This window comes from Agrobacterium sp. CMT1 (assembly GCF_037203725.1).
Lineage (GTDB): Bacteria > Pseudomonadota > Alphaproteobacteria > Rhizobiales > Rhizobiaceae > Agrobacterium > Agrobacterium pusense.
On sequence record NZ_JBBCAR010000019.1, the window covers coordinates 123801 to 145140 of the forward strand.

A 21340-nucleotide genomic window follows, 5' to 3' on the forward strand; every position below is an offset into this window, starting at 1 on the left:
CCCTTCACCAACAAATATGTCCCGATATCGGTCCGAAACCAACGCCATTCCACTTCCATCCCAATAAAGCAGATCCTACCTAGATCATTGATAACGCTTCGCTGGCCAGCTAGTTCTAGATCGACGGCAGTTTTTGTATAGGGCGGGAGACATTTGAAATTGAGCAAACGAACGTCGCAACCCGAATGGAGTACAGGGAACTCAGGCGCGCCATTCGGTCGGCCGGGGTGGCACTCTGGACCTGGATCGTCGATGACGACACGTTTGTAATGGATGCCAAGGCTTACGAACTCTGGGACATTCCCAGCGAGACGAACCTCACCTTCGAGCATCTTTCCGCAAAAATCCATCCCGCCGACCGGGACCGCGTCAGAGCGGCGTTCGTCGCAACCCGCGCGATTGATGGGCCGTTTGAAATCGATTTCCGTATTCTGACGAACGCTTCCGACGTTCGTTGGATTTCTGCCCGGGGTCAGGGCAACGAGGGAGACGCCGCCACCGAAAAAATGACAGGCATCTTTCTCGACGTCACGGGCCGCAAGCAGGCGGAGGAAGGCCATGAGCTCCTTGCAGGCGAGATGAGCCATCGCGTCAAAAATATTCTGGCTCTGGCGTCCGGATTGACAAACATCACCTCGCGGACCACCGAGACGAAAGAGGAAATGGCGAAGCAGTTGACCCAGCGGCTCACGGCCCTTGGCCGTGCACACGAACTGGTCCGCCCGCTGCCGGATGGTCAAGGGAGGGCGGCGCTGCTCGGAGACCTCTTTGCTGTGCTCCTTGCCCCTTACGACGACGTCGGCGCTTTTGCCGGTCGCATCCGCGTCGCTGTTCCGCGCATGGGTCTCGGAGAGAAGGCCGCAACCAGTCTGGCCCTCGTGATCCACGAGCTAGCAACGAATTCGCTGAAGTACGGTGCTTTGTCGAATGATGCAGGGCTGCTCGATATCTCCGGCTCCGTGATTGAAGAAGAGGTTGAGATTGTTTGGAGCGAGCACGGAGGCGACGCTGACCCGTCGCCGAGATCGGTAGACGGTTACGGGAGCAAGTTGTTGCACAGGACAGTCTCCGGACAACTCGGAGGTTCCATCGACTATAACTGGGTCGAGGGCGGCGTCGTCGTGACATTGAGGATAAAAGAAAGCCATCTTTCCGGCTAAAGAGCGAGATTACAGGTTGCTACAGCGACAACGCGGCGGCTGCCGCATCGATCCTGGTCAGCTCTCAGGCTGTGAGGAGTCTTTCAGTGTCAACGAGTGACGGCACAGTGACCGCGGGACCTGGAGACATCGTTTACATGCCGAAGGGGCCGTCCGTCACGATCACCACACAGGGCGAGGGTGCTCTCACAGCCTATGTCAATAATCCCCACTGGGCTTAATTCCACAATGGCTGAACGGGAGCCAAACGGCCTATGTTCGGGAGCGCCCGTTCTACCCATCTCTGACGCAGTCGGCACCGAAACGCGAGAAGAGTTCCTGATTTGACAAACGTGCCACTTTTATATCTCCGCGACAGCAGGGCGCAACCTCCATAGCGAACGAGCGGCTGGAACTTTCGGTGACCCAGTGCATTCTGACGGCATGAAACTCAATATTGCAATCATAACGATGTTAGGCGCCGTGCTGGCAGCCTGCAGCCCTGCTGGACGCTCAGGCAATCCGTCTGTACCTCAGCCAGTTAAATTCGTCGAAATCGACCGATACATCGGTCACTGGTTCGAGTTGGCCCGCTATGAGAACCAGTTCGAGCGTGATTGCGAGGCAGTTACTGCTGACTACTCACTTCGCAAAGACGGTATGGTCCGCGTGCTTAACACCTGCCGGGAAGGCGGAATAACCGGTAAGCGCAAAGAATCCGAAGGCAGAGCAAAAACTGTGCCGGACAGCGGCAACGCCAAGTTAAAGGTGTCTTTCTTCGGTCCGTTCTACGGTGATTACTGGATCCTTGATCACGCCGCGGATTATTCTTGGTCGATTGTCGGCGAACCTTCGGGCCGATACTTGTGGATTTTGACGCGGGCACCCAAACCCACAAAAAAAATCCGCAACATGCTCGTCGAGAGGGTCAAGGCGCTCGGGTACGATGTCAACATGCTGCGGTGGACGCAGCATTAGACGCTTTATGAATGGTCACCGCTTCGCCACAGAAACTCCCTGCGGAAATAGCGATCAGCTCGGCGTAATCGGTGACATCCTGAAGCGCTCGATGGTATTTCACTTTCAGTTCAGCCTGTCACAGCACCCAGTCAGCATGGATCTCGCTCGATCAACTAAGTATCGCCGCTATCATGATTGCGGCGAAAGATAAAACCATGACGCAGCCAACGATGATCGCGATGAGCGCTTGAGCTGAAATATAAGTGCCAGCAACACCCCCGATAACGCGAGGCCACCCGCTTTTGCTATTCTGACTGCGCACTGGATAACCGCATGCAGGGCAGGCAAACGCTTTGTCAGATACCCGGCCCTCGCATTCCGGACAAACAATAAGCGCCATATCAATTCTCTCCGATTACCAATTCAACACGACGGTTTTTCTGACGCCCGTTAGGATCGTCCGCGCCCGACGCCGTTTGGTTGGGGGCGACGGGGGACCGCTCGCCCTTGCCTGCGGCGGTCATCTTTGAGGTGACGCCATTTTCTTCGAGCCAGGCCTTGACCGAATTGGCTCTACGGATCGAAAGCTTGTCGTTGTATTCATCGCTCCCTTTTGAATCCGTGTGACCCGTAATTTCAACGCGACTGTCATGCATTGTGATCAACACCTCGGACAGTTGGAGGAGTGTGGCTTCAGCGTCTGGCCGGATGTTGGATTTGTCAAAGTCAAACAAAACATCGCTCGGCAGGCTCACCAGAATGCGGCCATTAACCTGCTTTGCATTGAGTTTGACGAGCGTGCCCTCCGTCTTCATTCGCGTAGTGTCGTCCATGTCCTGCAAGCCAAAGGATGATGTCTCAGACGAGAAGGAGCCACCGCTTTGCTCGGCACGTTCGTTGAAGGTAGATGCCGCAAAGCCAACCTCGCGGAAAGTCGATAACTGCTCATCTGAATGCGTGGACGTCAAAGTGACGGAGTATTGCGATGCGGCAGCCGGACCTGTGAGTAGAATCGACAGGATAATCGCCCATCTCATTGTTTGAGTTCCAAGGGCACCGTCACGCCAGGAGCACTCGTATCATCACCGGATTTGCCAGGATTGAAGACGAGCGATACCTTCTTCACATCGGGAGGAATAACGCCGGGGAAGACAAGGTCACCTTCCATCGTCTTTCCATTGGAAATGCGCATCCACTTGTTATCGGTAATCTGACGCATATGCAGCCGATCCTGCTCGCCTTCACCCCACGAAAGATAAGCGTTTTCGCCGTCGTTCATGTTGACAGAGAGCGTTTGATGACTGTCGAAACTTGCAAGTAACCGCACCTTCGTTGAGACGTCGCCAACAGTGACGGTTTTGACCTGCACAGTAAGACCTACTGGAACACTCACTTGTCCACCTATGACGGTATAGGTCTGATCTGCAGCGTGGGCGGTCCCCGCTGCAAGCAGCGCCGTAACGAAAGCCAGTTTTCTCAACAAAAGTCCCCTCCGAGGTATAAACAGATATCAAAGCGAGCGATGCCTGCGACCATTAAAGGTGCTGGAAAAAGCATTTCAATCTTTTATCGAAATATTTGTGGCAAAAAGTAAGCGCGCTCGAAAACGCCGTCGGCCTACGAAAGTACCTGTTGCGTCAGTAGTGGCAAACAACGGGTCTCGCCGTCGAGGAGAGATCGCTCCCGCGTATCGGTCGCTGGTCGAGATGCGACAATCAATTTAGACGTGGAATCTGTCGAGATGGTAAGATTTTCGTGCGGCAATCAGTTTAACGCGGTCGCCCTCTGCTTCAGCGGCATTGGATTCTGCCATCTGGCAGCAGTCGCTGAAGATGAATGGGCTTGTGGACGTCTCGCGAAGGATTCAATCAAGATTTATCTGGTCAGCGGACCTAGTCGGATGCCAACCAGGCCTAACTTCCGCTGAGGTTGAGTGTTTCATCTGTCTGAGCAATGGCCAAAGTTAGTGTTGGCCCCGCTGACGCTAACTTGCCGCGGCCAACACGGCCTGATCTCGCAAGGCGCGGCGGTAGTCCCCGGGAGTGACGTGAACTCGTTTCAAGAATGCCCTGCCAAACGTCTGGTTGGAGGAGTAGCCAACTTCAAGCGCGATTCCGGTTACAGACATATCCGTCCTCTCCAAAAGTTCACAAGCTTTCTCGATCCGAATATGCATTAGGTAGACACGCGGTGGAACGCCAACGCTGCGTTTGAACATCCGGGCAAAATGAGACAGAGAAAGCCCAGCCTCTGCGGCTAATTGGTCCAAACTCAGGTGCTCTGAAAGCCTCGCGTGCATAAGCTCCAAACAGTTGCGCTTAGCCCAAGGAGCGAGGCCTCCCTTGGCTAAAGAAGATGTTTCTCTAGGCAACCCGGCCATCACCCAAACACTTCAAGAACGTGGAGTAAGTCCGTGTACTCGCGCAGCTTTGCTATCTTGCCGTCTTGGATGGTGAAATGCAGCGCATACTCGTTTTGATAGGTTTTTCCGGATTTGGTCGTCGCTTGCGAACGGGATTCGACTGCGACCATGTTGCCCTCGCCGATGATGCTTACGATCTGCATATCGAGGCCGTTGGTATAGGCTGACAGCATGGTGCGGACCATTCGAGCCGCCTCATCTCTGGTCTTTGTTCCCGATGAGGGAAAGAGGTGAGGCTTGCCATTAACCCACCAGGTTGCATCGTCTGTCATAGCATCGATCAGGCCATCGGCATTCGAGGTTTTGAACTGGTCGCAAAATGCGCGCACGAGGCGCTTGTTGTCTTCAACGCTCATTTGGGTCCACAATCTTGGTTCGGGTTGCATTGCAGGCTTAAGAAAGTCCGGCCGGCGGTGGGAATTGCGGCGGGGGCAGGAGTTTAGAGGAGGGGGAATTAAATCTGCCCCAAGGCGGCCGGCCTTGTCACAGCCCGAACTGATGCTTTGCGCCGCGCCAGCCCGAGCTCTTAAGGAACTTCTCCCAAGTGAGCGTGTCCGGGTTCAAGCGCCGGCTCCAATCCAGATCCTGTTCCCAGCCGAAATAGCCGTATTCGACGGCATATTCGACCATGCCGATCAACTCCTGCACGAGGAGATCATTGGCGGCGAACCCTGGAAAGTAATGTAGGAGCTCTTCGCGGCTGTAGGCGCTGCGATATTCGGCCTTGATGCCCGTGACAGTCTGAAACGTGTCGACGATCTCACGCGGCGAAATCATCTCGCCGACGATCGGCAGGGTCTTTCCCCTGAAGGTGTCAGGATCGGACAAAACGGAGAGCACAGCGGGTCCCGTTGCGGTCGTGGGGTCAACAAATGGTGCGCGGAAGTCTTCGGGAAGGTAGATCGGCATAAGAAGCGTATCCCCCTTCATCTGGGGAACGTAATATTCGAGCAGGTTCGTGTAGAAGAATGCGAGCGACACGAAGGAATACGTTACAGGCAAGGTGCGGATATAGTCGGCGACCAGAGCCTTGTCGGTGAAATGCGGGGCGTATTTCCTACCATCGGTGATTTTGTCGACATTGTTCAAGGTCGAAAAGACGATGTGGCCGACGCCCGCCTCCACCGCAGCGTCGGCAAGCTTTTTGCCGAGCACAAATTCGGCATTGTCTTGCGGTTCAAGCTGAGGGGTCATCAGATAGGCGCCGTCGGCATTCTGGAATGCTGACACAAGATCCTTTTGATGACCGAGCCCAAGCGGCGCGGCAACAATCTCTGCACCTAGGTCGGCTAACGCACGGGCTCCCGCTGAATCGCGGTTCCTGGTCAGGGCGCGGACCCGATATTGATTGCTTTCCAGCAAGGTCGTCGCAACGCTGCGCCCCTGTTTGCTGGTTGCGCCTACCACCGCAATCAGTGGTCTTTGGTTTTCAGACATATAATTCATATCCTCGTATTAGTTCAGCCATCAGAAATAAGCGCCAGAATGACGATGCGGCCGTCTTTGCATTCGACTTAAATAATATTAATCTGCCTTTGCAGTAAGTACGTACAAAGAGAGCATGTAGTATCATGAATGATAGTGCCCCCCCGGCGCGGGGACGTCGTACAGCGACTAAGACCGGATGCGCAGTCGAGGCGACGATCTCGGTTATTGGTGGCGTCTGGAAACCCGTCATTCTCTTCCAATTGCTTGATGGCAGGTTGAGATTTAACGCGATCTGTCGCCTCGTTCCCGCAGCGACACCGCGGATGATCACGCTTCAACTGAGGGAACTCGAGGCCGACGGCATTATCCGCCGGATCATTTATCCGGAAGTCCCTCCCAAGGTGGAATATGAGCTGACGGAGCTCGGGTTCTCGTTGGAGCCTCTGCTGGTCAGCATGTGCGAATGGGGAGAAAGCCTGCAGGCAATGCATGGTATTACCTGCGAGACAGGGAACTGTAGACCGCGGTCTCGGACGGCTTCCATGGCTCAGCCGGATCGCTGGGCCGTTGCTAATGAGGTGCTCTCTAAGGAAAGGCCATAATTTTCCAAAGGGCTGCGGCGGGTTAGCAGCATCCTCCGACTATCTGTGTCGCTTCTATTCCGGCGAATTATGCACCGCTGCAATGAATGCGGGCCCCGTCATCGACACTGAAATCATGGGTGACGATGACGGTGCAAACTCTTTTAGAGGTGCTCTTCGAGAAATCCTCGCATTAGCTGTGCGATCTCGCGCGCATGGGTTTCAAGGGCGAAGTGGCCCGTATCGAGGAAGTGGACATGCGCGTCAGGGAGATCCCGCTTATAAGCTTCTGCCCCTGCTGGAATAAATGCTGGATCATGGCGACCCCAGACGGCCAGGAGAGGGGGCCGGTGCGTACGGAAGTAGTGTTGGAAATCGGGGTAGCGCTCAAGGTTCGTTCGGTAATCCAGAATGAGATCGAGCTGAATTTCCTCAGCAGCCGGGCGACGCATCAAAGCGATATCGAGCATGTAACCGTCCGGTCCGAGACGTTTGGGATCAGCGCCAGTGCGATACTGCCAGTTCTCGATCACCTCGGGAGAAAGTGAAGCCCGGCAGGCCTCTCTGGTTTCCGGAGTTGGGTCGCGCCAATAGGCCTGCCAAGGCCCCCACTCGTCGCTGAAACCATCGAGATACGCGTTACCATTCTGGCTAATGATTGCCGTGATGCGCTCGGGATGTGATAGGGCAAGGCGGAAGCCGGTCGGAGCTCCATAGTCGAACACGTAAAGAGCGTAACGTTCCAGACCCAGCGCCTCAGTGAAGCCCTCCATAATCTTCGCGAGATTGTCAAACGTGTAGTCGAATTTCCCGCGCTCAGGTGCACGCGTGTACCCGAAGCCCGGGAGATCTGGGGCGATCACGCGATACCTATCCGCAAGGAGCGGTATAAGATCACGGAACATGTGGCTGGACGAGGGAAAGCCATGCAGTAGCAGGAGAACAGGAGCTGTTCGCGTTCCGGCTTCGCGATAAAAGACCTCGACGTCGCCCACTTGCTGGCGTTTGTAACTCACAGTCATTTTGTACTCCTTCAATTTTGCCATTGCCGGTAATCCGCCGGACCTGACACACAAATACTACCGATCGGTCGTTTGTAAATAGGAGGCTGACGTACTATGTTCAAGATGGTTTGTTGAGAAGGCAAAGGCATGAAGGTCACGAGAGATGAGATCATAGCGGCAGCGCGTGAACTGTTCCGCGAAAAAGGGTATGCGGGTGCTTCCATGCAGGACCTTGCCGACAGAATAGGTTTGAAGAAAGCATCCCTTTACATGCGATTTTCGAACAAGGAGGCCATAGTCCCTGAAGTGCTCGACGCTCTCCTGCACGAAACGCTCACACAAGCAAACGCGGGCCCCGGTGGGGGCCCTTGGCAGGTGACATATGAGAACGCACTCAGGGCTATCGCGGGAGACCTGGCGGAGCGAAAGCGGTGCGTGGGTCTTCACCTTGCTTATGGCGTCAGCGAAGAAACTCCTGCCGCAACAGAAGCCGTCCAGAATTTTTTCGCAACGCTTCGGGCGCAACTAGTCTCTATTTTATCGTCCGCTATGTCTCCAGATCGGGCTGAGATTGTGGCAAGTGACGCACTCGCCCGAATTGAAGGCGCGACGCTTCTTGTTGCAGTTTTTGGCGAAAAAGCCGCGATGGAGCGAGCCGTCCAAGCTTGCCGCCGCGATGCAGATGCTGCCGTACGTAACAATGGCCAGACTAGCCTTATAGCTCTTGATGCCTCGAGCCAACGGTCGGCTCGGGCTGGCGCAGATCCATAAATTCGGCGTTGTGCGTGCAAGCGTGACCGCCGCTAGGTCAGTCTGAAAATCCGATAACGGTTGCAGGCGCGAGACTGTGCCTACGTTGCGCCGCTTGCCATCGATCGGGGCAAGCTGGGCGCGGGGTCGGAAAACGCGAGAGCCGCGGAACCCGGCCGACGACAGCCGCCGCCATCGCAAACGCCGCTGATCTTACGCCGACGCATTGCGTACCGGTCTGGGTGGTTAAAGCGTCGAGCCCGAAGGACAGAGCTCAAAGGAAGATTTCTTCAATGCCGGGCTCAGTCGTTCCGGCAAGATTGATAACAGGCATCGATTCCGATCTTCGGATCACTGCGCAGGTCAGCCAGAATGTCTATGACACCACGGCAGGCCATCATCGCCGGCTGATCCCGCGGGGCACGAAACTCTTGGGCCGTTACGATGGCAAAATGTCGTTCGGGCAAAGCCGCGTACTTGTCGTCTGTTCAGACATCATCATTGCGAACGGATCGACGTTGCAGATCGGCGGCATGGCCGGCACGGATGCTGAAGGGTACGGTTGCTTCAACGACAAGGTGAACAACGACTATTTTAGAACTTATGGATCGGCGATCATTTATCGAGCTGGTCGGAATTGGCATCGACATGCCGGTTCCGGAGAACTCGACGCTGGCGTCACGGGATACGGCATCCCATACGGAAAGGCGTGATTTCGCCGAGACCTCCGGGCGAGTGGCCGACCGGACAGTCAACGCAGTATGGATGTACAGCCGACGTTTCAGATCCGGCCGGGCTACGAGTTCAATGTTCTGGCAGATCGGAACATCGTGTTTTCGGGGGTATATCTATGAATGAAGAGGAACTTGATATGGTAGAAAATTCATCTTCGGGCTGACGACAAGTTACCAAACGCCGTCGTTCACCGCTTCTGGACGAACAATTTGAGGCGCAGCGTAAGTTCTCAGACGTTCGCGCAAACGACCTGCTCTCTGCTACCCTTTCAAGGACATCGGTTTTTGGTCTCCCGGCGGGAGGCCAAAAAGTCGCCTGATAAAATTTAAGAATGCTCCGTAAGGCCGTCCGAGCACGATCATCATCACGGCAGCCCCCAGTATACCGCGCAACAAACCACCCCCTGTCGCCCCACTGAGTGCGATAATGGCACCGTAGATCGGCACCTGAAAACTCAGAAGTGCGAAACTGTCCCACATAATTCGGGACGTTTTGGTTGGCTTGGCACGTATCATAATCCAGTCCCGCCAAATGCCGTAGGGGCGGGCTACGGGCACCATTAGAGCAGCGCCGAGCAGACGGGCTTGCAAAACTTCATCCCAACTCATGCCTGCGATGAAACGTTCGTTTATGATGCCTGTCGCAGTGAAAAACATGATCAAGGCAATCGTGTCTGCGAGATACGCGCGAGTCGGACGTATGCGGAAAGAAAAGCGTCCCGTCATTTTGGTACGGCGAGCATGAATCGCAGCAGTATGGTACTCTTGAGCGGCGACATTTGGTGTTCCCTATTTTATTGACCGATCCAGCTTCGCGTAATCGATGAGGAGATCGAAGCCAATATGGATCGATCGTTGAAGGACTGGCTTCAGACCTCAAAACCGTCGTTTGCATTTGGCGATTACGACATTATGGCATCGGGATCGAGCGCGCGGCATCGCGAACGACGCGGCGATAATCCGACGGGGTGATGTTCATGCTCTTGGTAAATACCTTGGCAAGAGCCTGGTGAGACGAGTATCCGACCTGCAGCGCAATCTCATTTACCGGAATGTCTGTCTGCTCAAGGAGGTCGCAAGCTCTTTCCATCCGTAGGCGCGTCACATAAACGCGTGGCGGTACGCCAAGGCTCTGCTTAAACATGCGAGCGAAATGAAAGGACGACAGTCCTGCTTCGCATGCCAGCTCATCGAGGCTGATCTCGTCTGACAACCGTGCGTGGATCAACTCAACGCAGCGCCGCACCGCCCGAGGCGCCAAGCCCCCTCTAGCAACTGGCAACGCCGCATCGCTAAGCTGGCACAGTTCAGCGAGAATCTCGCAGCCCGCTGCTCGAGCTAAGAGAATCGAGGGGGCGCCCTGCTCTGCACAGACGGCCCAAAGCTTTCGAAGTTTTCCTTGGAGTGTCGGAGTGACAAAGGCACCGCGATAAATCCTGAGGATATCGAACGTCAATTTTCCTTCGGAGGCTTCGTCGAGTATGTTTGCCCACTGCGCCACGGGAAATGCGACACTGCGAACTTGATGGTTGCTTGGTACGCGCGTATCAATGGCGAAATTTGGAGCAGCTACTACACAGCCGCCGACCTCCATAGCAACTGCGAAAGCTCCGGCTCCGAGACTGGCACTGAGATGAGTGCCTACCGTCATGTTCTGATGCACGACTAAGTCCGGCACGGCGGGATATTGCATCTCCTGAGGCGGTTGCATCGACCCATAAAGGTTTAGTATCCCGCCAGGAGAGCTCATCGTGTGCACATAGGCCGCGCAGGGGCCTTCATTGTACCACTGCGCGAAAGATGAATATTGCGATGTAGTCATTCTATTGATCCCGATATGCGATCCAGACAAGGCGGTGAATCGGCGGCGACAAGACAAGAAATCTACTTGGAGAAAACATTTTCGCGTTGCAGTGCTTGCTCTGCGTTGCGGTTCTTGCGCAAATATCGAAACCGATAATCGATGCTTCACTTCTTGATAGCAGCGCAGCCTAGGTTTTTGCGGCCGGAGGGAGCTTCAATTAGAACAACGCGTGAGAGCGCGGCTTCCTGGCCTAAAACAGTTCATGATTAGGGACATTCTGTCCGCATTGCCCCGACAGATAGAGTTATATTCAGTAGTGGCAATGTGTGTTTTCATGTCTTTATCTCTCCTGCACGGTTAACTGGCGAAGGTATGCTTCCCTGCGACTGGCTTGCTACCAGGCCCACCTTTGAGCCGTGTCGGATTGGCTATTGCCCCGGCTAACAAGTCCGTCCTCCAATCCAGGAACCAGTCATGACCGCTGTGACCTACGACTCATGGGCTGACTGGATCAAACGGGGCAGCGTTGCTCCTCATATTCTAACTTTAAAATCGGCTGGCACGACACTTCACATGGTGGAGGCGGTTCGACCAAGAGGAGATCTGTCTCGGATGGCCCTCCCGAGCGTGGTGATTAATCAAGATCTGGCCGGCGGCACACTCTTGTGCGGCGATTTCGGCGCCGGCCCTTTTGCAGGTTCTACGATCAAGGATGGCTTTTATCTCGCTCCTCCTAATGCTGGGTACAAGCTCACGGTGGACGAGAAGCATCATACTCGCGCACTCGCGTTCTCGATTGAGTATTGGCAAAAAATGATTGACTGCGCGGCAGACCGCGATTTCTCGCTCTCCGACCCGCAGTTGTACAGCGGCACCTGCTTTCGATCGCCTTCGATCCATTCAATGTTTCGTCGGCTGTGGCAGCTTTGCGATGAAGAGGGCGCGCCGTCGCAAATGCTAGCGCAAGCGGCAGGATGCGAGATCCTGGCAGAATTGTGTCGTCTGCACCGCGCCCCATTTGCCCCCGCTACGGGGGGGCTGTCGACTTGGGCCGTGCGGCATTGCGTAGAAGTTATGCGGATGCGCCTGTCAGAAGACATCAGCCTCGTTGAGCTAGCAGCGGAAGTGAAAATGTCGCCCTTTCATTTTGCCAGGATGTTCAAAAGAAGCGTTGGCGTTCCGCCACGGCTTTTCTTAACGGAACTACGAGTGGAAAGAGCCTGCAAACTACTTAGCTCGTCAAATCTGCCAGTCACGGAAATAGCATTAGAGGTTGGATATTCCTCTAGCCAAGTGCTTTCTCGAGTGTTTCTCAAACACCGGCAAACCACTCCGAGCAACTACCGCCGCGAACATCGTGAAGCGCGTTAGCGTCGGCCGGCCATTCCGGGGTGCCGGATATATGTGAATGTCCTCGCATTGCTGCCGCAGGCGCGGGTACATTGTGAAAGCTGCAGGCGTTGACGTAGCCCAGCGATTATCAGGCGTTCCAAAGATGCGGACACAGAGTCCCCTTGCACGGGGCTAGTCGCTAATGAAAGCGTTTCGTATTGTTGAGTTGCAGAAGTTAATGCCTCTCTCTGAAGAGGCAGACTTGCAGTCGGTCCCAAGTATGATGGAGAACGATTGCTTCCCAGGCGTTCAAACAGGGAGCGACAAATGGCCAAACCCCACATTGCCATAATCATAGGTTCGACCCGCGACCCGCGCTTCGCAGACAAGCCCGCCGCATGGCTTTTTGAGAAGTGTCAGGCGCGGGAGGATATGACTTTCGAGCTAGTTGATTTGCGGATGTTTGATCTCCCTTTCTTCAACGAGGTCGCATCGAACATGTGGACTCAGTCACAGGATCCCCGCGCCGTGGCCTGGCAGAGCAAACTCGCAACGTTTGACGGCTACATTTTCCTCACACCTGAATATAATCACTCCATTCCTGGGTCGCTCAAGAACGCGCTGGATCAAGCCTACAAGGAATGGAATCGCAAACCAATGGCTGCGATGGGATACGGCGGCGTCGGAGCTTCGCGCGCTATCGAGCATCTGCGCGGGATCGGCATTGAGCTCCAGATGGTTCCCCTGCGCGGCGCAGTGCATCTTGGCGGAAGCGAATTTCTGAAGGTCTCGCATTTGGGGCAGAACCTGCCTATGTCGGCGGTAGACCAAGTCCTATCACATCCTCTTGATTCCATGCTGAATGAATTGGCGTGGTGGGCTGCTGCGACCATGGCCGCCCGCAACAGTGCCTGAGTTCTCCGGTCGTGGAGCGCTTCGAGCGTTGCTGATACAGCAGTGATAACTTGACGGCTCGGCAGCTTCATCACATCCGGCGCATCTGACGACCAAAGGGACGCACCATCAAAAAAGGTCTTGCGACAGGCCATGACATAAGGCTTCAATGTGGCGCTATTTTTGTCGATTGTGTCAAGCGGGAAAACAGGAAAGGCGCGCTGTCGCTCGTTCGAATCCTCGACGTTTCCGAGGCAAAAGCTCTCGCCGCGCCTTTTCCCGTGCGGCTTGGACAGAACCTCAACACAAAGGAGATACGGCCTTGGCGACAGTCACTGCTTTGGACGGTGCTCAGCTCTTCTACAAGGATTGGGGCGCTAGAGACGCTCAACCAATCATGTTTCATCACGGGTGGCCCGTGAGCTCGGATGAGTGGGATAATCAGATGCGCTTCTTTTTGTCGCACGGTTTCCGCGTTATTGCACATGATCGGCGTGGCCACGGGCGTTCTGACCAAGTCAGTGATGGGCATGAGATCGATACCTACGCCTCCGATGTCGCTGCAATCGTCGACGCCCTTGATTTACGGGAGGTCATCCACGTGGGGCATTCCGTTGGTGGCGGGGAAGTCCTTCGATATGCGGGTCAGGCAAAGCGCGGACGTCTGGTAAAAGCCGTCCTGATTGGTGCGGTCGCGCCTTTAATGGTTAAAACGGCCAGAAACCCAGACGGCATTGGAATCGAGATTTTTGACGGCTTTCGCGCGGCTCTTTCCGCAAATAGAGCCCAGTTTTTTCTCAATATGGCAGAGGGACCATTTTATGGTTTCGATCGAAGCGGCGCGCGCGTGAGTCAAGGGCTCATCCAGAACTGGTGGCGTCAGGGCATGGCCGGCAGTGCGAAAGCCCAATACGAGTGCATCAAAGCATTTTCTGAGACCGATTTCACAGAAGACCTCACTGCCCTTAAAGTGCCTGTGCTGATTCTGCACGGCGACGACGATCAGGTCGTCTCTGCAAGGAATTCGGCATATAAGACAATAAACCTCGTCAGTGATGGGACATTAAAGACATATCTGGGGCTTCCGCATGGTCTATGCGCCACTCATCCTGATGTCGTTAACGCGGATCTGCTGCAATTCGTATTAAGATAAAGCTGCGGGAAGATAGTCACTTCACCAAAGCCGCGGTTAAATGTGCCTTGGGCGGGGTTGGATGAAATTCGCTACGCGTACGTTTCCGTGAGACGGCTTGGATTTACCCAGTTCAGCTTGAAGTTGTGGGTCCTGTGGTTTCCGGGCTTAGAGCGCCGTTGCCGCATCATACGCGAAGTCAAGGTCAACGTTTAGTCCCTGGCAGCCTTGCGATACTCGCTTGGGCTCAACCGTTTCAGCCTCATGAAGACGCGCGCGAGGACTTGACTTGAAGAGTAACCAACTTCCAGTGCGATTTCAGTGACAGGGAGGTCGGAATGTTCAAGCAGCTCGCATGCTTTTTCTACTCTCACCTGTGCCAGGTAAGCTCTTGGCGGAACTCCGAAGCTCCGCTTAAACATTCGGGAGAAGTGAAAGGTCGACAGTGCCGCCTCCTTGGCAAGATCTTCCAAGCTGATATCGTCCGCTAGTCGGGTGCGAAGCAATTCAACAGTTCGTCGTTCTGCCCATGAGGGGAGACCACCTCGGACGTTCTGCATTGGAGAACCCGTCAAGCGGCAGAGCTCGGCCAAGATCTCGCATCCGGCAGCCTGCGCTAGAAGCCTTGAAGGGGCGCCTTCTTCGTCACACAGTTGCCAAAGGTGCAAAATCGTTGATCGTATTCTTGATGATGTAAACGTACCTTTGTGAACAAGGGAATCAAAGGAAAATGCGCCACCCGCACCTTCATCGAGAATATTCTGCCACCGGATAACCGGAAACGATAGGCTTCGGAGCTGATGCTCTTTCTCAACTATCACGGTGTTCGCAAAATCTGGCGCGGCCAGGAAGAAGCCGCCTGATTGACTCACGACATCGAACTGCCCTGCGCCGAGATCACCGCTAACCCGTGTGCCACCAAGCAGATCCTGATATAACACAAGATCAGGAACGGCAGGGTCCGACATATCTCCAGCAGGCTGAGCAGCCTCAAGCAGGTTAAGTATCCCGCCAGCAGACTTCATTGATCGCACATAGGTGGCAAGACGGCCCTCGCTGTACCAATGAGCAAAAGATGAGTACGCTGGCTGGTTCAACGCGAATCCCCACTTCATTTATTCGTAGGACTAAGAGAACAGATTGCGGATACGTCGTGCGACATTCTCCACCGTCAAATGCTGGGCGCCAGTGGCAGAAATGGTATCGTTACAGGCGGTCGAGGGGCGCGCGGGCTTCTGGCCAGTCTTAAGTCTACTTTCGCGTCCGCCGTATTCCGAATAACCCTTTACGGACAGAACACCAAAAAATAGTGATATCTTTCCGACGACACCAAACGATAGGTATGAGCCGGATTGAAGCCGTTCGATCTTCGCATTGATATCACCTGACGTGGGGATTGGCTATCCTCTGTTAGCTCACTGCTCGCTACGGAAAGTGAGCTATGTTTTCGGAGCAAGCATGATGCATTTACCATTTCTGCTCCGCAAGCGGCGTCAATCGCTTGAGGTCGGGCAACCGTGTCATTTTTGCTTAGCAAGCTCCTCAGTTGCCTGATACCCCATGTGATCCCTCCACGGACGCAAGATAAACCAGCAAGAGTGGCGCTTTCGCAGCAAGCCAGGCAACGCGCGGCATAATGACGATCATTATCATTCACCTCAACAACGCCGCTGATCCCGTCTCCAACGGCCCAGCGGCCGTTTGATGAAACGAAGATATAGCCGTTGCGGGCGGATTTTCCCTCGACGACTAGTATGTGATCCTCATTAGGCGGGATCGATAGGTAGTCGTTATTCCGAGGAGCAAACCTGCCCCGATTTGGCAAGTCGAGAATTCATTTGTGCGACGAGCAAAGAGGGAAAACGATGTCAAAGCTTGAAGTCCTTACGCCTGAGAACAGCCAGCTCATCTTCATCGACCAGCAGCCTCAAATGGCTTTCGGTGTCCAGTCGATCGATCGCCAGACCCTGAAGAACAATGTCGTCGGCCTGGCCAAGGCCGCCAAGATCTTCAACATTCCGACGACAATTACCACGGTCGAAACGGAAAGCTTCTCCGGCAACACCTTCCCGGAACTGCTGGCAGTCTACCCGGAAAACGACATTCTCGAGCGTACCTCGATGAATTCCTGGGATGACCAGAATGTCCGCGATGCCCTGGCGAAGAATGCCGCCAACGGTCGCAAGAAGATCGTTGTTTCCGGCCTCTGGACGGAAGTGTGCAACACCACCTTCGCACTCTCGGCTCTGCATGATGTCGCCGATTACGAAATCTACATGGTTGCGGATGCATCTGGCGGCACCTCTGTCGACGCGCATAAATATGCCATGGACCGCATGGTGCAGGCGGGCGTCATCCCCGTCACCTGGCAGCAGGTGCTGCTGGAATGGCAGCGCGACTGGGCCCGCAAGGAAACCTATGACGCCGTCACCTCGCTGGTGAAGGAACATTCAGGAGCTTACGGCATGGGCATCGACTACGCCTACACGATGGTTCACGGCGCGGAAGAGCGCGTGAAGCACGGCAAGCGCATCGGTCCGAACCCAGCTCAGTAACGTCTGATCCGGCCGCTCCTGACACTCTTGGAACGACCTTCTTCGCGATCGTGGAGGATATCCCATGAAAGTCTATCTTCTCTCTGTCGGCGCAGGCCTGCTCGTCGGTGTCGTCTACAGCCTTCTGAACGTCCGCTCTCCCGCCCCTCCAGTCATCGCACTCGTCGGCCTGCTCGGCATTCTGGTTGGCGAGCAGATTATCCCACTTGCGAAAACTTTTTGGAACAAGGAGCCCGCGGCGATCTCATGGATTAACCAGATCAAGCCGCACGTGTTCGGCCATCTGCCTAAGGGCCGTGAACGGGCCATCCATCTGGCCCGCAGCCATGGCTCATCTGCAGAGGAGAGAAGCTGATGCCGACGCGTAGAACCCTTCTCGGCGCGGCGTCGAGTCTTGCTTTTCCCTCGCTCTTTTCATCGGTCCGCGCTGCAGATCCCGTCAGACCCGGAGCCGCGATCATGCATCCAGATACCATCCTTCACAATGGCCGCGTCACGACACTTGATCGCGGCAATCCGAATGCAACGGCAGTCGCCATCAAGGATGGTCTGTTTCTCGAGGTGGGAAGCGATACCGAGGTCATGGCCCTTGCCGGGCCGGAAACGAAGATCATCGACCTCAGGGGCAAGCGGGTTCTGCCGGGCCTGATCGACAACCACACCCACGTCGTGCGTGGGGGCCTGAACTTCAATATGGAACTGCGCTGGGACGGCGTGCGCTCGCTTGCCGATGCCATGGACATGCTGAAACGCCAGGTCGCGATAACGCCAGCCCCGCAATGGGTGCGCGTCGTCGGCGGTTTCACCGAGCACCAATTCGTCGAAAAGCGCCTGCCGACCATCGAGGAGATCAATGCGGTCGCGCCGGATACGCCGGTCTTCCTTCTGCATCTTTACGACAGGGCGCTGCTGAACGGCGCGGCGCTGCGTGCCGTCGGTTATACCAAGGACACGCCCAACCCGCCCGGTGGCGAAATCACCCGTGATGCCAACGGCAATCCCACCGGCCTGCTGCTAGCCAAGCCGAATGCTACCATCCTTTATGCAACGCTCGCAAAGGGACCGAAGCTTCCATTTGAATATCAGGTCAATTCCACCCGCCATTTCATGCGCGAACTGAACCGGCTGGGTGTGACCGGCGTGATCGATGCCGGCGGCGGCTTCCAGAATTATCCGGATGATTACGAGGTGATCCAGAAGCTATCAGATGAGAACCAGATGACCGTTCGGCTGGCCTACAACCTCTTCACGCAGAAGGCGAAGCAGGAGAAGGATGACTTCCTCAACTGGACGCAATCGGTCAAATACAAGCAGGGCAATGATTACTTCCGCCATAACGGAGCGGGAGAAAACCTTGTCGCGTCAGCTGCAGATTTCGAGGACTTCCGTCAACCACGGCCAGACTTGCCGTCGGAAATGGAGGGCGAGCTCGAAGACGTGGTTCGCATCCTTGCCGAGAATCGTTGGCCCTGGCGGCTGCACGCCACCTATGATGAGACAATCAGCCGTGCGCTCGACGTCTTCGAAAAGGTCAACAAGGATATCCCGCTTGGAGGGCTTAACTGGTTCTTCGACCACGCAGAAACCATCTCTGACCGCTCCATCGACCGTATCGCCGCGCTTGGCGGTGGCATCGCCACGCAGCACCGCATGGCCTATCAGGGCGAATATTTCGTCGAGCGTTATGGCCAGGGCGTGGCCGAAGCCACACCACCGATCCGGCGCATGCTCGATAAGGGTGTGAACGTTTCGGCTGGAACGGACGCAACGCGCGTCGCCTCCTATAATCCGTGGGTGTCGCTGTTCTGGATGGTGACCGGCAAGACCGTTGGCGGCATGCAGCTTTATCCGCGCGCCAATTGCCTCGACCGCGAAACGGCGCTGCGCATGTGGACGGAAAAAGTGACTTGGTTCTCGAATGAAGAAGGAAAGAAGGGCCGCATCGAGAAAGGCCAGTTCGCCGATCTCGTGGTGCCGGACAAGGACTTCTTCTCCTGTGCGGAAGATGAAATCTCCTTCCTTACCTCGGAACTGACGATGGTGGGTGGCAAGGTCGTCTATGGCGCCGGTGACTTCAAGGCACTGGACGAGAGCAATATTCCGCCGGCCATGCCAGACTGGTCGCCAGTGCGCAAGTTCGGCGGCTACGCCGCCTGGGGTGAACCGGATGGCGCCGGCGCCCGCTCATTGCGCCGCACGGCCATCTCCACCTGCGGCTGCGCCAGCGATTGCGGTGTGCATGGCCATGACCATGCTGGTGCCTGGACATCGAAGCTGCCGATTGCCGATCTCAAAGGCTTCTTCGGTGCCCTGGGCTGCTCTTGCTGGGCGGTATAAGCATCAGCAGTCCTGGCGGGGCGGCCCGAATTGCTGCCCGCGTAGCCGACACCAAGGAACCGCTGCGCACGCGCTGCCGCAGCAGATATCGCTATCGATTTGCTGTCAACTTGGTCCTTTCGAAGGACTAATAAGGAGGAGCGCACATGATCAATCATATTACATCCAAAAGGCAGCTTCGCTTAATGCCGCCCAGATTTCTCGCAGCGTCGCTCACCCGTAAACTCTCTCTCCTTGCCCTCTGCGCCGCTTACATCCAAGGTCCGATAACCAAGATCTTCAACTTCGAAGGCGCTTTGGCGGAGATGGCCCATTTCAACCTCTATCCGACCGCCTTCTTTGCCGCTGCTGTTATCATTTTCGAGCTGACGGCCTCGGCCATGGTTATCTCAGGCTTCCTGCGCTGGGCAGGAGCGCTTGCCCTTTCAGGCTTCACACTGCTGGCAACCTTCATTGCTCTGCGCTTTTGGGAAATGGCGCCAGGCATGGAGCGGATGATGGCGACCAACGCTTTCTTCGAGCACATCGGGCTCGCTGGTGCATTCGTCCTTGTCGCGGCAATGGATCTCGACTGGGGTGCGGGCCGGTGAGCGCCGCGAACTCATCCGGCAGTACCTTTGCACCGCTCGCACAGCCCGTGTTCGCAGTCCTCTGGGTCGCCACAGTCCTTGGCAACACCGGGAGCTTCATGCGCGACGTCGCGAGTGCATGGCTAATGACGGATCTTTCTGCCTCACCTGCGGCCGTCGCGATGGTCCAAGCAGCGGGTACATTGCCGATCTTCCTACTAGCCGTTCCCGCCGGGGTTCTGACCGATATCCTCGACAGGCGGAAATTTTTGATTGGCGTACAGATCCTTCTTGCATCCGTAAGCATCACGCTCATGATATTGGCACAGACATCTATGCTTTCGGTCACTGCACTGATTGGCCTAACCTTTCTCGGTGGCGTTGGTGCCGCGCTGATGGGGCCGACCTGGCAGGCGATCGTGCCGGAACTCGTGAAGCGCGAGGACGTAAAGAGCGCCGTGGCGTTGAACTCGCTCGGCATCAACATTGCGCGCTCGATTGGACCTGCTGCGGGGGGCCTACTTCTGGCCGCATTCGGCGCCGGTGTCACCTACGGTGTCGACGTTGCCAGCTATATTGTCGTCATCGGAGCGCTTCTTTGGTGGCCGCGGGCCGCGAAAGAGGGTGACGCGCTTCAAGAAAACTTCTTCAGCGCATTCCGGGCGGGACTCCGCTATACCCGCTCCAGCAGGCCGCTACATGTGGTGCTCCTGCGTGCTGCCATCTTCTTCGCGTTCGCCAGTGCCGTCTGGGCACTACTGCCTCTGGTTGCCCGGCAGATGCTCGGCGGCGACGCCAGCTTCTACGGCACCCTGCTGGGCGCTGTCGGCGCCGGCGCGATCGGAGGAGCTCTGGTGATGCCAAGGTTGCGCGAACGCTTGAGTTCGGACGGCCTGCTTCTTGCCGCTGCCATCGTGACCGCTCTCGTCATGGGTGTGCTTGCGCTTGCACCGCCAAAAGTCGTTGCGGTCATCGTGCTGCTCTTCCTTGGCGCTGCCTGGATTACCGCCCTGACGACGCTCAATGGTACTGCCCAGTCGGTCCTGCCGAATTGGGTGCGCGGGCGGGGTCTCGCGATCTACTTGACCGTGTTTAATGGTGCGATGACCGCCGGCAGCCTTGGATGGGGTGCAGTCGGCGAGGGTGTGGGCATCCAGACGACCCTGATCATCGGCGCCGCCGGTCTCGTCGTCGCCGGTTTCCTCATGCACCGCATCAAACTCCCGGCAGGCGAGGCCGACCTTGTTCCGTCCAATCACTGGCCAGAGCCGCTTGTTGCGGAACCGATCGCCAACGACCGAGGACCAGTCCTGATCCTAATTGAGTACAAGGTGGAAAAGCACCATCGTGCAGCCTTCCTACATGACCTTGATCATCTATCCCAGGAACGCCGCCGTGACGGCGCCTATGGATGGGGCATCACCGAAGACCCAGCCGATACCGAAAAGATCGTCGAGTGGTTCATGGTAGAATCCTGGGCGGAGCACCTTCGCCAACACAGGCGAGTTTCCAATGCCGATGCCGATCTACAAGGAAAGGTGCTCACTTACCATGCAGGACCGGACAAGCCCATTGTCCGACACCTCCTAGCGATCAACCGGCGAGGTGAACTCTGATCCCTGGAAATCACGGTCCCAAAGAAGATACGCCGCCTCGCAGATGAACTTGTTCAAAAAGTTGGAGACGAGGTGATCAGACT

At 55.9% G+C, this 21340-nt stretch carries 21 protein-coding genes and 2 pseudogenes; 14 read left to right on the plus strand and 9 right to left on the minus strand.

The window, feature by feature from the left end:
- The first annotated feature begins 185 nt into the window (after positions 1-185).
- The 3 genes and pseudogenes from WA845_RS23570 to WA845_RS23580 all read left to right on the plus strand — a co-directional run bounded on the left by WA845_RS23570 (position 186) and on the right by WA845_RS23580 (position 2117).
- Positions 186-1160 carry a sensor histidine kinase gene (locus tag WA845_RS23570; RefSeq protein WP_337322685.1) on the plus strand — a complete coding sequence of 325 codons (975 nt, stop codon included), beginning with the start codon at positions 186-188 and terminating at the stop codon, positions 1158-1160.
- Positions 1161-1240: 80 nt separating this feature from the next.
- Positions 1241-1381, plus strand: a pseudogene (locus WA845_RS23575) (ethanolamine utilization protein); the annotation flags it as partial.
- 202 nt (positions 1382-1583) lie between these two features.
- Positions 1584-2117 carry a lipocalin family protein gene (locus tag WA845_RS23580; protein WP_337322686.1) on the plus strand — a complete coding sequence of 178 codons (534 nt, stop codon included), beginning with the start codon at positions 1584-1586 and terminating at the stop codon, positions 2115-2117.
- A gap of 383 nt (positions 2118-2500) precedes the next feature.
- On the opposite strand, the gene WA845_RS23585 is transcribed toward WA845_RS23580, so the two are convergent.
- From WA845_RS23585 to WA845_RS23605, 5 genes are all read right to left on the minus strand, one after another.
- On the minus strand, positions 2501-3136 hold the full coding sequence (locus WA845_RS23585) for an OmpA family protein (RefSeq protein ID WP_337322687.1): 636 nt from the start codon (positions 3134-3136) through the stop codon (positions 2501-2503).
- Positions 3133-3579, minus strand: a complete 447-nt coding sequence (locus WA845_RS23590) for a hypothetical protein (RefSeq protein ID WP_337322688.1) — start codon at positions 3577-3579, stop codon at positions 3133-3135. The genes WA845_RS23585 and WA845_RS23590 overlap by 4 nt, the downstream gene beginning before the upstream one ends.
- Positions 3580-4083: 504 nt before the next feature.
- A complete protein-coding gene (locus WA845_RS23595) occupies positions 4084-4479 on the minus strand; it encodes an AraC family transcriptional regulator (RefSeq protein WP_337322689.1) in 396 nt (131 codons plus the stop codon).
- The gene (locus WA845_RS23600; protein WP_337322690.1) at positions 4479-4877 is read right to left on the minus strand and encodes a nuclear transport factor 2 family protein; all 399 of its coding nucleotides are present in this window, start codon (positions 4875-4877) and stop codon (positions 4479-4481) included. Before WA845_RS23600 ends, WA845_RS23595 begins: the two co-directional genes overlap by 1 nt.
- 127 nt (positions 4878-5004) lie before the next feature.
- A complete protein-coding gene (locus WA845_RS23605; protein ID WP_337322691.1) occupies positions 5005-5958 on the minus strand; it encodes an NmrA/HSCARG family protein in 954 nt (317 codons plus the stop codon).
- Positions 5959-6092: 134 nt separating this feature from the next.
- Between WA845_RS23605 and WA845_RS23610 the strand changes: the two genes are divergently transcribed.
- Complete coding sequence (locus WA845_RS23610) at positions 6093-6551, plus strand: winged helix-turn-helix transcriptional regulator (protein WP_337322692.1); 459 nt, start codon at positions 6093-6095, stop codon at positions 6549-6551.
- 143 nt (positions 6552-6694) lie between these two features.
- On the opposite strand, the gene WA845_RS23615 is transcribed toward WA845_RS23610, so the two are convergent.
- Positions 6695-7552, minus strand: coding sequence for an alpha/beta fold hydrolase (locus WA845_RS23615; protein WP_337322812.1), 858 nt, complete (start codon positions 7550-7552; stop codon positions 6695-6697).
- Between the two features lie 129 nt (positions 7553-7681).
- Between WA845_RS23615 and WA845_RS23620 the strand changes: the two genes are divergently transcribed.
- Both WA845_RS23620 and WA845_RS23625 read left to right on the plus strand, forming a co-directional pair.
- Positions 7682-8305, plus strand: a complete 624-nt coding sequence (locus WA845_RS23620) for a TetR/AcrR family transcriptional regulator (RefSeq protein WP_337322693.1) — start codon at positions 7682-7684, stop codon at positions 8303-8305.
- A gap of 278 nt (positions 8306-8583) precedes the next feature.
- Positions 8584-9138: pseudogene (locus tag WA845_RS23625) on the plus strand (TrbI/VirB10 family protein); the annotation flags it as partial.
- A 141-nt stretch (positions 9139-9279) separates the two neighbouring features.
- On the opposite strand, the gene alaE reads toward WA845_RS23625, so the two are convergent.
- Both alaE and WA845_RS23635 read right to left on the minus strand, forming a co-directional pair.
- Complete coding sequence (gene alaE, locus WA845_RS23630) at positions 9280-9744, minus strand: L-alanine exporter AlaE (protein WP_337322694.1); 465 nt, start codon at positions 9742-9744, stop codon at positions 9280-9282.
- A 184-nt stretch (positions 9745-9928) separates the two neighbouring features.
- Positions 9929-10840 (minus strand): AraC family transcriptional regulator, encoded by a 912-nt coding sequence (locus tag WA845_RS23635; RefSeq protein ID WP_337322695.1) that lies wholly within the window; start codon positions 10838-10840, stop codon positions 9929-9931.
- Between the two features lie 456 nt (positions 10841-11296).
- Here WA845_RS23635 and WA845_RS23640 point away from each other — a divergent pair, with 456 nt between their 5' ends.
- The 3 genes from WA845_RS23640 to WA845_RS23650 all read left to right on the plus strand — a co-directional run bounded on the left by WA845_RS23640 (position 11297) and on the right by WA845_RS23650 (position 14201).
- The gene (locus tag WA845_RS23640) at positions 11297-12193 is read left to right on the plus strand and encodes an AraC family transcriptional regulator (RefSeq protein WP_337322696.1); all 897 of its coding nucleotides are present in this window, start codon (positions 11297-11299) and stop codon (positions 12191-12193) included.
- Between the two features lie 288 nt (positions 12194-12481).
- Positions 12482-13069 carry an NADPH-dependent FMN reductase gene (locus WA845_RS23645; protein ID WP_337322697.1) on the plus strand — a complete coding sequence of 196 codons (588 nt, stop codon included), beginning with the start codon at positions 12482-12484 and terminating at the stop codon, positions 13067-13069.
- Positions 13070-13370: 301 nt separating this feature from the next.
- Positions 13371-14201 carry an alpha/beta fold hydrolase gene (locus WA845_RS23650; RefSeq protein ID WP_337322698.1) on the plus strand — a complete coding sequence of 277 codons (831 nt, stop codon included), beginning with the start codon at positions 13371-13373 and terminating at the stop codon, positions 14199-14201.
- Positions 14202-14392: 191 nt separating this feature from the next.
- Here the strand turns inward: WA845_RS23650 and WA845_RS23655 are convergent, their stop codons facing one another.
- Positions 14393-15277: an AraC family transcriptional regulator gene (locus WA845_RS23655; protein ID WP_337322699.1), complete on the minus strand. Its 885-nt coding sequence runs from the start codon at positions 15275-15277 to the stop codon at positions 14393-14395.
- A gap of 768 nt (positions 15278-16045) precedes the next feature.
- On the opposite strand from WA845_RS23655, the gene WA845_RS23660 reads away from it, so the two are divergent.
- The 5 genes from WA845_RS23660 to WA845_RS23680 all read left to right on the plus strand — a co-directional run bounded on the left by WA845_RS23660 (position 16046) and on the right by WA845_RS23680 (position 21257).
- On the plus strand, positions 16046-16735 hold the full coding sequence (locus WA845_RS23660) for a hydrolase (protein ID WP_337322700.1): 690 nt from the start codon (positions 16046-16048) through the stop codon (positions 16733-16735).
- A 64-nt stretch (positions 16736-16799) separates the two neighbouring features.
- The gene (locus WA845_RS23665) at positions 16800-17090 is read left to right on the plus strand and encodes a XapX domain-containing protein (RefSeq protein WP_337322701.1); all 291 of its coding nucleotides are present in this window, start codon (positions 16800-16802) and stop codon (positions 17088-17090) included.
- Complete coding sequence (locus WA845_RS23670; RefSeq protein ID WP_337322702.1) at positions 17090-19072, plus strand: amidohydrolase; 1983 nt, start codon at positions 17090-17092, stop codon at positions 19070-19072. The genes WA845_RS23665 and WA845_RS23670 overlap by 1 nt, the downstream gene beginning before the upstream one ends.
- 185 nt (positions 19073-19257) lie before the next feature.
- Positions 19258-19662, plus strand: a complete 405-nt coding sequence (locus WA845_RS23675) for a DoxX family protein (RefSeq protein ID WP_337322703.1) — start codon at positions 19258-19260, stop codon at positions 19660-19662.
- Positions 19659-21257 (plus strand): MFS transporter, encoded by a 1599-nt coding sequence (locus WA845_RS23680; protein ID WP_337322704.1) that lies wholly within the window; start codon positions 19659-19661, stop codon positions 21255-21257. The genes WA845_RS23675 and WA845_RS23680 overlap by 4 nt, the downstream gene beginning before the upstream one ends.
- Positions 21258-21340: the final 83 nt, after the last annotated feature.